Origin of the sequence: Variovorax sp. 3319, assembly GCF_031456585.1 — a bacterium.
Classification (GTDB): Bacteria; Pseudomonadota; Gammaproteobacteria; order Burkholderiales; family Burkholderiaceae_C; genus Variovorax; species Variovorax paradoxus_P.
In genome coordinates this window covers 120,721-132,534 of the sequence record NZ_JAVDUZ010000005.1, presented here as the reverse complement: position 1 = coordinate 132,534, position 11,814 = coordinate 120,721, and the positions used below count along the sequence as shown (strand labels likewise).

Sequence of the window (11,814 nt, the reverse complement as noted above, 5' to 3'; positions counted from 1 at the left end):
CTTCTCCTAATGGGCATCGATGCAGGCGCCGTGCCTCGCCTGCTGGCGCAGCCACACACCCTTGCAGCCCTTCGGGCCCCAGTTCTGCGGCAACGCGCAGTCGCGACCGGCCTGGAAGCGATAGCGCAGCAGCGCATCGCACGCAGCGCGCGTCCGGCCGGCCAGCAGCTCGCCACGCATGCTCGAGCTCAACCAGTTGGGCATGCCGTACTGCCCAATGAAATCCATGTAGAGGTCAAACTCTTCCTGCGTCAGCTGCACACCAGGCAGCGACTCAGCGAAGCGGCGCTCTTCGGCCAGGTTCAAGTTGCGCGCCAGCTCCGCGGCGCGCCGGCGCGTGATCGGCGGGTCCGCCAGTGTCACCCGCGTGCCGTCCTCGTAGCGAGTCGAGCCGTGCCCAATGGTGGGCACATCGCCCTGAGTCGGAACGTAGGGCTTCAACACCACCACACCATCCGCACGAACGGCAACGAGCCCTGAGCCCTCGTGCTGCACCCAGGCAGCGAAGCCTGCGGCCGAGAGGGTGAGCGCGGCAACCGCGGTGCGCACGCTCTTCATCAGTCGACCCTGCCCAGTTCGCCAAGGTCGGTGTCCGACTTCATGCCGCGGCGCAGGCGCGCAACACGTAGTTCGTGCTCGACCAGTTGCCGGTAGTTGGCCTCGCGCTTGTAGTACCACGCCAGCACCAGGCCGCCGACGGCGACTAGAGCGCCGACCAGCCCGAAGAATTCGTTGGAGAGGAACCACCCTACGCCGGTCATGCCAACCCCGGTCACGGATGCTTTCCCGCCGACGGCGGCCAAGGTGTCGATGGTTTCGTTTCGCATGCCCCGATGATTTCGAGGCAGGCGTTCGGCGTCGAACCCTAGAGGGGGATGCCAGCGGTTGTCTGCGCATAATTTGCGATCACCAACCGTCGAAACACACCATGGCTCTCACCCAGCAGGAATTGCTCGAACACCTGAAGCGTCAGCTAGTTTTCCTCAAAAACTCTTGCGCGGCCTTTGACTCTGACGATTCGGGGTTGGAGGCGATCCGGATCGGAGTGACCCTCCGCGTCCTCTTTCACGACACCGGCAAAAGCAAGTCGCTGCTGAAGCAACTCGGTCAAAAAGCCACCCTGCAGGTCACGACCACTGCGCGGGCATTACCTCCGAATCACAACTTCGACTATGCCGAGCTTCTCGCAGGCCAGAATTTTGGCAATACGATCCGCCCGACGCCAGTGCCTCCGGGCTCGCCTACGATTGCCGCCGATGCTTGGTGGAATGAAGCCATTTTCTTTCGCGACGGAGTGACTTTTAACCGCGCGCAGGTTGCGCTCGCCGCGGCACACAAGGATGGCGGTGCTCACGTTGATGAAGCAGATGACGACCTGAAAGCCTTCAGAGAACACCTGTGGCTTTTGAACACGACGAACGCCGATGGCGCGACAACACAGGTGCCCCTCGAAAACAATCACTTTCGCATGCTTCGCCGCCTTGCCGACGAACTGCTCAACAGTCCGGACCTCATAGCCCTTGCGACCTGATGTCGGGCACCTCGTGAGGCTGCGGCCACAGCCTCGACGCGCTACGCAGCCTCAGCACGCGCCCGAGCCGCCTCCTCGCGCATCTGAGCGCGCATCGCCTTGGCTGCGGTATCAGCGATGCGCTGGTCCTTGGACTTTTGCATCTCCCGCACCCGGCGCATGATGTCGGGGATGCGAATGATCATCTTCTGCTCAGGGTTCTTGGCGTTCCAGTCAGCCACCGCCGCGCGCGCATCGCTCACCTTGTCCTCGTTCTTCTCGAAGATGCCCGCCGCCCACTGCGCGCGAATCTCCTGTGCTCGCAGGTTGTAGAAACCCTTCGCCTGCTGGTTGAGGCTGTTGGCCTCCTGGATGGTGGCCACGCTTTGCGGCTGGAATCCGATCGCTTTCAGCGCCGCCTCGAGGTGGTTGGTGTCCAGCACCTTGTAGCCCTTTGCATCCCGATACATGCCGGTCACGGCCATGTCGGCACCCTTGGCAGCGTTGCGCACGGCCGCGGGTGAAACCTCCATAAGGCCGGCGCCCACATTGCCCGTCGCCACCTTGAGTGCGCCCGAAAAGATGCGGCTCGCGAAGTCTCCGGCCGGTCCGACGATCTCCAGCACGTCGCGCGTATGGTTCGTCTTCTGCTGCAGCAGCCCGGTGCCCGGGACCAGGTTCCCCATGCCCAGCCGACCCGAAACGTCCAGTGGCGCGCCCGGCAGACCGCTCACGCCCTTTTCGAGGAAGTCGGCGATGCCCTTCGGCAGCATGGCGTCGAGAACTTCTTGCCGCGCTTTCTTCGCCGAGAAGTTGTAGCCCAGCAGTTGCGCAAGACCGTCGACCAGGTCCTCGAGGTCTTCCGCGAAGGGCAGCCCGCCCGAACCGCCCATCATCATCAGTGTGCCCAGCGCCAGAAGCGCGGCGCGCTTCCCTTCGGGGCCGCCCTGGGTGTACATGCGGTGCAGCAGCTCGAGATAGGCAATGGAATAGGTCTTGAAGGTCATCAGCGTGCCGCCCACGGCGCCGCGTCCCCATTGCATCTTCGATGCCTTCGAATAGACGAACTGGGTTTCCTTCACCGCCCGATTGGCGAAGCCCGCAGGGTTAGTCTCTCCGCGATCGCGCGCCACCCGAAACGCGGCGATGAAGGTGATGCGGCGGTTCACCTGCTCCGCCGCGCCGAAGACTTTGCCCCATGCGAGGGACAGCCGCGCCAGCGCGTTCTGGCCGGCCGCGCGTGCCTCGCCCAGCCGCGTGCCGTCGCCGGCACGCAGCGAGCCCGAGCCGCGGGCCTGCGCCATCAGCTGGTGCACCTCCTGGGGGCTGACCACGCCCTCCTCCTCCGCGGTCTTCAGCGCCTTCGCCAGATCCGGCTCGTACTGAAAGCCCTTAGTGGCCATGTGCTTGGCGGCAGTCCCCAGCGCCGCGGCCGCCTTGCGCGCGCCGCCGTACTGGCTGAGCCACGGGAAGGTCACGGCGGCTGGCTGCGTCATGTTCACGAATGCCGATGCGATCGAGCCGCCCAAGTACTGCGCGAACAACAGGCCGCGCACGGCCTGCGCCTCCTCCTGCGGGTTCTTCACGTACTCGGCCAGGCGCACAGCCACGTCCTTCAGCTCGCCCTGTTCCTTCGGGATCGCGTTGACCGCCTCGCCCAGGTCGCCCATGTTCAGGCCGGCCGCCGTCTGGCGGGAATTGCTGTAGATGAACGAAGCCAGCACACGGCCCACGTCTTCGCTGAAGCCAGCGGTGCCCTTGCGGTGGATCAGCCGGCGCATCGCGCTACGGTTGGTCTTCGTGAGCTTGAGGTACTCCTGGAACGCCTGGTCTTGCGCGCGATCGCCGGTCGCGTCCAAGCCCAGGGCGCTGCCGAAGAGTTCGAGCGTCTCGGGCGTCACGCCGGCGAACATCTTGAAGGCCTCCTCGGACAGCGTCCCTTGGCTCACTGCAGCGTCGCCGAACTCGCCACGCATGTTCGCGGCCATCGTGTTCGCCTCGCGCGCGGTCTCGAAGAGTCCGAAGTACTGTCGCTCGCCCTTCGCGTCCACCACGTCGACGGTGTAGCGGCCGAAACGCGACAGAGGCGCGTAGCCGCGGGCCTGCAGATCGCGCACCTTATCGGCCCGATCGATGATGCCATTGGCGGTGTTCATCAGCAGCGTGGAACGGTCCGGCTGGTCGCTGGCCAACTGCGCGAGGTGGTCGCGAATCAGCACCGCCGCCGTCTGCGCGTCCGGCGCGTCCATCACCATCGTGCGCAGGCCCTTCGCGTCGTCGCCTGCGAAGCGCAGCATGTCGGCGCGCGCCATGGTGTCGAGGCTGCGGTTCGTGGCATCCCGGAACTCCCGATACAGCGCGATCTGGTCGTCGCTCAACTGGAACATGCTGCGCAGCTCGGCGTCGCTCCAGACCACGCCGGGCTGCAGCATGCGCGACTCGTAGCGCGATGCCACTGCCTTCTCGTAGGAGTCGAGCGGCATACCCTGCCAAGCCTTCAGCATGCGCTCATCGATCTGGCCGTTGCGCAGCAGGCGCTGGGCCTTCTGCTCGGCGGTGAGGCCGGCGGCAGCGTCGATCAGGGTCTGCACCTGCACCGGCAGGCCCTGCTCGTCTCGCGCCCAGGTCAACGTGCCCTCGAAGACGGGCTTGGCCACCGCTGTGTTGTCGGCGGCCGCGATTGGCGATTTTTTGATGTCGCGCCAGGTCTCCAGCTTCGGCAGTAGTTTGGGCGCCAGCTCGGCCGCGTCGGTCGCATATTGGCTCACGTCGTCGACGAAGCCCTGCGCAGCGTCGAACACGGGCTTGAATGCCGGCGAGCGTTCGGCCAGGTTGTACATGGTGCCGATCGTCTTGTGCCACCAGCTGAGCCGGCCCGGCGCCGAGAACGTCTTGTTCAACTCGGCGGCCGCGGTGCGCGCGTACTCGCCCACGGTCGACCGGCTGAACATAATGTCCGGGTTCGACTCGTCGAAGGTGCCAATGTTGCCGTTCGCGCTCTTGATTTGCGTCGGCTGGAAGGCAACGAACTCACGCTCGCCGCCCTTGTGGTTCACGATGATGCCGTCGTAGCCGCGGCTGGCCAGCTCCTGCCGGACATAGTCCGCGTCCATTTCGGCCCCTGGCTGCTCCATGACGTCGTTGACCACCTCCATCGGGGCGGGGTTCTTGATCGACAGGTAGACCTCGAGTGTTCGACCTTCGTCGCCCTGCGCATAGCCGTCTGCCGCCTGCTTCGAGTCGGTGAAGTAGAAGCCGTTGCCCCAATCGCTGTTTCCATTCCCCTCGCCAATGAATTCGTCATCGAAGGCTGTGAAGGATTGGTCGGTGCCGTGGAAGACCCTGAGCGGCTTGCCGTCGGCGTCGACCACCTTGCTGTCCCCGAACCAGGCACGAAACGCCGGCGTCTCGGTCTGGTCATCGGTCGCGGCGGCCTCGGCCGCTGGGTTGACGCTGTAGATGCGATCGAGGACACTACGGATTGCTCCGGCACCCGCTCTGGCCTGCACCCCAGCTTCCGCTGCATCTGCACCAGTTTTGAAGGCGGTCTGCCGGAGTTTTTCTTTCAGGACTACCTCGTGCACGTACATGCGCTTGGCATTCGAGTCCGCCCTCACCAGCACCACCTCCACCATGTCGCGATCGCCGATGCGTACCGGCGCGGCTACGTGGTAGACTATGCCAGCGTCGCGCGAGCCTTCCATCGCCTCGGCGTGGATGATCTTGCCGTTCTTCAACACGTCGGGCACCGCAGCAAAGGCAGTTGCCTTGTCGCGACCAATGCCGTGGAACAAGCTGCTCTTCACCGCCTGACGGTCCAGTGACACCAGGCCGATGCCCGCCACGTCCACCTCCGTGTTGCCGGTGCTCGCGTAGAACTGGGTCACCTTCTCGGTCAGCGGCACGCCGTCGGACGCAAACTCCTTCCCGCTCATCTCCGCCACCGGCGCGCCATCGAGGAACACGCGGCTCTCTGCATCCGCGTCGACGCCCTCTGCGCGGCTGAATGCGAGCTGCGCGCCTGGCTTGGCGGCACCGGCACCGCGCTCCACGAACTGGCGCGCTGGGAGGATGAAGTTGCGGATGATCTCGTCGTCGGTCAGTCGCAGCCCACGGAAACCCGGCACGTGCGCGCGCAACCAGGTCCTGATGGCAGCCACGGCGCGCCGCACGAAGTGCAGTTCGGGCGTGTTCTGCGCCATCTCCGCCAGCACCTCTTCGGCGGCCGCGCGGCGGTCCAACTTGTTTACGCCCCGCAGGCCGTACTCGCGGATCTTGGCGTCCACGTCTGCGCGACGCATCGTCGCGATCTGGTTGAGCACGCCATCGAGCTGCTTGCCGAACCGCCCGCGCAGCCCATGGTGGCCGAGCACTTCGTGATAGAGCACGCGCGCCGCGTCCTCTTGGCTGGCCAGCCGCGATGCCATCAGGTAGGCCTTGCCGCGGTAGTAGAAGCCCTCGGGCGCACCGCGTGCACCGCCGCTGCGCTGACGCAGGTCGGCGCGACGCGCTGCCTCGGGCACGACTGCATCGTTCATGTCGAACGCCACCACCACATCAGGTGCATTGCCCCAGTTCGCACGAACCGCATCGACAGTCTTCTGCACGCTCTGCACGGCCTGGCTGCGCGCTCTCGGCGAGTACGGCATCCGGCTGAGCGCACGCATGGCCGCGGCGGCTGCCGGCGTCATGTTGGCCAGGCCGTCGTCGGAGCGGCGGAACAACGCCATGTTGCCGCCCTCGCCTTCCCGCGTCTGGATCACGTCGACCAGCTTGTCCAGCGCGCTGTTGATGGCGACACGCTCGGCGCCGTGCGGGAACGGCCGCTTGACCCCCCAAGGCGTCAGGATGCCGGCATTCTCCGGGCCATAGTTGAGGAATGGGCTCGTGCCTCCACGCTCTGCAATCTTGTCCTCCACGTAGCCCTGGAAGGCTCGCGCGGCCATCTCGTGCGGCGTAGTCCAGTAGTCTTGCCCGCGGCCCTGGTCCAACTCACGCGCATCCATGGCAAAGCTAGTGGGCACGGCCCGCGTCTTCTCGGTGCTCCCCTGTGCGTCGGCCAGCATCTTCAGGCGCTGGCTGTAGCGCTGCATGTCGCCGCGCAGCGCATCCAGCGTGCCCTTCTGATCTGCGCTGAACCCAGCCTGGCCGCGCACAGCCTTCAGGATGCCGCTCATCTTCTCCAGCACGTCATTGGTCCAGCGGAATCCAGCCAGGCGCGCGGCGGCCTTGGGGTTCTTCGACTGCACACGGAGCTCGAGTGCCTCGCCGTTGATGATCTGTTGGGCCAGGGTGTCGAACTCGGCCAACTGCTCGGCTGTAGCCGGCTTGTTGTTGCGCTTGAAGTAGTCAGGCAGCTTCTCGGCGAGGTATTTGCGGATGCCCGCCAGCCGGGCCTCCACCTCACTGCGCGCAGTGCCGACGAACTTGTCCGCCTTTGCCGTGTCCTCGGTGTACTGCTCGGCCTTGCGCGTGATGGTGTTCATCAAGTTGCGGTACGCGTCCTGCACTTCCGCCCGCATGCCCGACCGCTCTCCGCGCGTGCCACCACTGGCGGCATTGCGCTCGAAGTCGTTGTTCACCTTCAGCGAGCGCGTGCCGTCCTTGTCCGTCACCCACTCGGTGGGCGCCTTGCCATCCTGCCGCCCGAAGTAGTGGTCCATCGCATGAAACCACTCGTGCGCCAGGGAGCCAGCGCCGTTCATCTTCGTTAGGTTGATGACCGCCTTTTCAGGCTCGTAGTGCGCCCGCGCGCCGCTCAAGCCGCTGCCTCGGGCGCCGAACGCCAACGCCAGTTCCCCGTCCAGGCTGATGGCCCGCGGCGGGATGCCCATGACATCGGCCAAGTCCAGCAGGCCGTCGTATGCATCGTTCAGCAGTTGCTGCCGGTCGGCCTGGTTGTTCCAGTTGCCAAACTCCACACCACGGAAGCCGAACGTGCTGCCGAAGTCGCCGTCCTTCACGTCGCCGGTGCGGCGCTCGGCACCGACACGCTGCTCACTGGCGGGGCGTGGCAGGTCCGCTTCCCCGAAAGTGGTGTTGGTCTCGATGATCGCCGAGGCGTTCTCGGCCAGGTGGCGCAGTGCGTCCTCGCGGGTGTCGAAGGACTGTTCCACCACCTTCACGCGCTTTCGGTCGGTCACGTCGCGCCAGATCTCGAACTTGCCGTCTCGCGTGTACGTCACGCGGTGCTTCAGAGAAACAGCCGCAAGAGGGACGGCCGCCTCCGCCTCCTCGCGGGTCGCATAGGTTTCGCGGCCCACCTGCCGGGGCTGCTTCATGAAATCGAGCGAACGCGAATCACGAATGACCCATCGCCCGTCCTCGCTGCCGTCTCGGCTCTTCGCGATCTGCGACACCTGGAAGCGACGTGCCCAGGCCGGGCGGTCGTCCTTCGGCGCGGCTGCGCCGCGCGCACCCGTCTTCTCCGCACGGTCCTTACGTGCACCGCCGATCTTCTCGCCGAAATCCACAATCTTGCCGGCATCAGCCGCGGGCTCAGCAGGAGCAACAGTTGGTGCCGCGGCCGGAACCTGCGCCTTCGGTGCCGTCCCAGCCATGCGAGCCGCCGGTCCGACCTTCAGTTCGCGTTCGCTTGGCTGCGTGCTGTGCGTACGCTCAATTTCGCCCGGGATCGGTTCAAACTTCGCCGCGCCGATCTTGCGCACGGCGCGCACCGAGACCGACCAATTGCCCTCTTGGTCGGCTGGCTTGTGGCTGATAACTTCATCGAAGCCTTGCCCGTAGCTGCGCACTACGTTGCCAGGCGTGAAGTACGAGGCACGGGCTTCCTCCGCCTCGCGAGCGATACGGTCAGCCTTCAGTTCCCGCTTGGCTTTGGCCTCCCGAGCCTTGGCAACAACACCTCGTGCCGGCTTCGCAGGCTCGGCAGCAGGCGCGGCGGTAGCCGCAGGAGCCGCTTGTACCGGACCGCGCGCACTCGCCGCGTCGATTGTGGAGCTGGGAAACTCGTGAGCAGCCGCGAGCAGGTCGGTGATCGGTGCGTCCAATCGGATGACGCGGACATCGCCGCCGCGCTCACGCGCTGCGAGCCATTGGTGGTGGCCATCAAGCACATGCCCGTCGCGCGACACAAGAATGGCGCGGTCGCCCCCTTGGAACTCCTTCGCCTGCTGCACGCGCGCCGGGCTGAACTCGGCCTGCGTAGGCTTGAGACTCGCCGCCGGCACCGTCTCTTCCGCATGCGAGATTCCGCGCGCGTTCATGAAGTTGGTCATGGCGCCGCGGTGTTCAGCCTTGATCTGCGGCATCTCAGCCCGCGGCACGCCCCTGGTGCCCGAGTCCTTCGCGAACGCCGCCCACTCCCCGCTTGGCGTCTTGCCGCTCGGTTCAGCAGGCGGCGCTACCTCGGAGGTAGTCGCGGCAACCGGCTCGGTGGACTTCGGTTGCACCACGAACCGCCGGTTGTCGGGCACCACCTGGTGCGTGTCGCCAAGACCTGAATCGTTTACGAAGGCGTCCGCCTTCTCCTGCGACAGAAACCAGGCCTTGCCTTGCTGCACACGCTGCACCGCCTTCTCGCGCTTCGCCACTGGCACTTGGCCAGTACCAACCACACCTGCAGGCGCCGCAACTGGCGCCACAGTCGGCGCTGCCGCCGGCGCTGCTGCCGGCGCCTGCTCAGCACGGCGGCCGCGCGCGCGCGCAATGCCCTCCTGCACGCTGGCCGGTGCTGGAGCAGCAGTCGCGACGGCCGTGGCCGCAGGCGGTGCGACTACTGCTTGCGCGGGCTGGGCTTGTCCTTGCTCGATCGGAGCTGCTGCAGCAGCCGGTCTCGCGCCTTCGGCGACATCTGCCGCAGGCGCAATAGGGCCGCCAGCACGTTCTTCCGGGCCCGCGGCTCCGCGGGCAGTTTGAATGGCATCTGCAATCTCCTGATCGTTCGCGCCGAGTGCGCGGAGGAATTGTTCATCGGTGACGTTGCGCTGGTCAGCGAAGTCGGGGACGTCGTCCACGAGCGCCGCGGCCATGTGCCCTTCGGTATCGCGGTCCAGCGTGCGGTAGTAGTCGTCGTAGAGCGAGCGGTCTCGCTCGTCGAGGTCGGAGTAGTCGAGCACCGGCGGCGCGGCGCGGTTCGCCGCCACGGCTTGCTCTTGTTCAGCCAGTGCGGCCGCATCGACCTGGCGCTGCGCATCCTGCAGCAGCTGGCCGTGCGCACCAGAATCTACCGCGATCACCGCGCCCGCGGACAACGGGCCCGCAGCCGGGTCGAGGCCCATCGCTTCTGAAGGGCGCGGTGGTGCTGCGCGATCGGCCAGCGCAAGTTCGCCCGTGTCGAACTCGAGGCGTGCACCAGCGGGGCCCGCCTCGAACGGCATGCCATCCGAAGGAACCGGCGGCATCACATCGAGGGGAGGCCGGCTGCCGGGGTCGCGGGGATCGAACGTGCGCTGGATGCTGGCTGCCCCGCCTTCCACGGCCGGAAGCGTCTCAGCGGGCGCCGCGGGTGGTTGCTCCTGCGGCGCGAGCGCCATGCCGTCAGCAGGCGCGGCCGTCGCAGGCTCGCCGCGGGCCCCGGCACCATGCACCAGCGCCGCGCCCCCGCCCATTGCGCCGCCAGCGAGCAACCCCTGCGCCGCGGCCGCGCCCACGCCTTCACCGACCGGCTTGTCCAGGGCAAGGTTCTGCAGCGCCTGCTCGGCCATCGACTGCGGCACCTCTTCGAGCACGCCTTCGGACAGCACGCCCTCACCAACCTGGCGCGCGAGGGAGCGCTGCGATGCGCGACCAGGACCTTGGATCGAGCCCTGGGCCAGCATCGTTTCTGCATCACCGATGCCAAGGCGCTGAGCCAGCTTGCCGCCTGCGGCGCCAAAGGCGGCGGTCGTGGCACCCGTCGCGGCAGCCAAGGCCGCCTGGGTCGGCGTGAGCAATCCGTCCTTGGTTTCGCCGCGGATCTGCTCTGCCTGCGAGCCAGCACCGATCACACCTTCGCCGGCGGCGCCGGCGACAGCGGCACCGATCTTCGGCGCGACTTTCAACAGCCCACGCGCAACGCCTGCGCCACCCAGCATTTGGGGGATGGACTCACCCACGCTGGTGGCGATCGTGCTCGGGTTCTCGATCATCGCCTGGGCGGTACCGACGAACCCATCCGCCGCAGCGACCTTCTTGTTCGCGGCTTTCTGGGCATCGGAGTACTGATCGGCGAGGAAGTCCTGCGTGTCCTTGAAACGGACACCTGCGTCGTCGAGCGCCTTACCAACTCGGCCGCCCGTAGGAATGTCGGCAAGGCCAACGACAGCCTGCGGTAGCCCAACGGCACCCTTCAGTGCAGTGACGCCAATGTCCTTCGCGACGTCCAGGGCGGAGCGCTTCGGGCTCTCGGGCGAGTCGAGCTCACCCGAGAACGGCTTGAGGTTCTGTGGTGGGGCGTCGAGTTGCCCGTCGAAGGGTTTGAGGTCGGAACTGGCCATTGCGCCAGTTTTCCTCCCGAGGGCGGACGAGTCGAACCCTACGGGGGGCGCTTCGCCGCGGCAAAAAAAAGCGGCCCCAATGGGGCCGCCGCGCCGCGCGAACGTTCTGCTCAGGCGGCTAGTGCGAAGCGCTCGTCTTCTGCAGCAGCGACCTCTGCTTTCTTGATCTTGACCTTGTGCAGCTTCTTCGCTTCCCACAGGTCGTAATCTGCCTGCATGCGCATCCAAGTGCCGGCGTCGCCTCCAAGCCACTCAGCAAGACGAATCGCCATCTCAGCACTGATCGCTGCATGCTCATTCAGCACACGGGACAAAGCCGGGCGCGAAATCTTCAACTGCGTCGCTGCATCAGTCACACTCAGCCCGAGCGCGGGCAGCACATCCTCACGAAGAATCGAACCCGGATGCGGGGGGTTAAACATAGTAGCCATCTCAATTCCTTTCAGTGGTAGTCCTGGTAATCGACCAGGATCGCGTCTCCACCCTCAAAGCTGTAGGTCACGCGCCAATTTCCATTGACCGACACGGCCCAGTGCCCCGCGAGATCACCGTCTAGCGGATGCCACCCGAAACCGGGTAGGTTCATGGCTTCCGGGACCGCAGCGGCATTCAGCACAGCCAAAAGGCGACTGAGTTTGTTCGCATGATGTGGCTGAATGCCCTTCTTCTTGCCAGTTAGGTAGAACTCTTCCAACCCCTTGTGGCGCCATGTTCTTATCATTCGTCAATTGTAGCGTGTAACGCTACACGTTTCAACCGGCTCTACTTTGAGCGTTTCGGCCATCGAGTTCGGCAATCCCAATTGGCATACCTGTTGGCTCTGCGATAACCAATTCGGATTGGAATCCTCGAAATCAAGCGGGAATG

At 65.7% G+C, this 11,814-nt stretch carries 6 protein-coding genes; 1 reads left to right on the top strand and 5 read right to left on the bottom strand.

Annotated elements, in window-relative coordinates; all coding sequences use genetic code 11:
- Positions 1 to 6 precede the first annotated feature (6 nt).
- Together J2X67_RS12080 and J2X67_RS12075 are read right to left on the bottom strand one after the other, a co-directional pair.
- Positions 7 to 558: a glycoside hydrolase family protein gene (locus J2X67_RS12080; protein WP_309953303.1), complete on the bottom strand. Its 552-nt coding sequence runs from the start codon at positions 556 to 558 to the stop codon at positions 7 to 9.
- On the bottom strand, positions 558 to 827 hold the full coding sequence (locus J2X67_RS12075; protein WP_309953301.1) for a holin: 270 nt from the start codon (positions 825 to 827) through the stop codon (positions 558 to 560). Before J2X67_RS12075 ends, J2X67_RS12080 begins: the two co-directional genes overlap by 1 nt.
- Before the next feature lie 101 nt (positions 828 to 928).
- Between J2X67_RS12075 and J2X67_RS12070 the strand changes: the two genes are divergently transcribed.
- Positions 929 to 1,531, top strand: a complete 603-nt coding sequence (locus J2X67_RS12070) for a hypothetical protein (RefSeq protein ID WP_309953299.1) — start codon at positions 929 to 931, stop codon at positions 1,529 to 1,531.
- 41 nt (positions 1,532 to 1,572) lie between these two features.
- Here the strand turns inward: J2X67_RS12070 and J2X67_RS12065 are convergent, their stop codons facing one another.
- From J2X67_RS12065 to J2X67_RS12055, 3 genes are all read right to left on the bottom strand, one after another.
- On the bottom strand, positions 1,573 to 10,947 hold the full coding sequence (locus J2X67_RS12065; protein ID WP_309953297.1) for a PLxRFG domain-containing protein: 9,375 nt from the start codon (positions 10,945 to 10,947) through the stop codon (positions 1,573 to 1,575).
- 110 nt (positions 10,948 to 11,057) lie between these two features.
- On the bottom strand, positions 11,058 to 11,378 hold the full coding sequence (locus J2X67_RS12060) for a HigA family addiction module antitoxin (protein ID WP_309953296.1): 321 nt from the start codon (positions 11,376 to 11,378) through the stop codon (positions 11,058 to 11,060).
- An 11-nt stretch (positions 11,379 to 11,389) separates the two neighbouring features.
- On the bottom strand, positions 11,390 to 11,668 hold the full coding sequence (locus J2X67_RS12055) for a type II toxin-antitoxin system RelE/ParE family toxin (protein ID WP_309953294.1): 279 nt from the start codon (positions 11,666 to 11,668) through the stop codon (positions 11,390 to 11,392).
- Positions 11,669 to 11,814 lie beyond the last annotated feature (146 nt).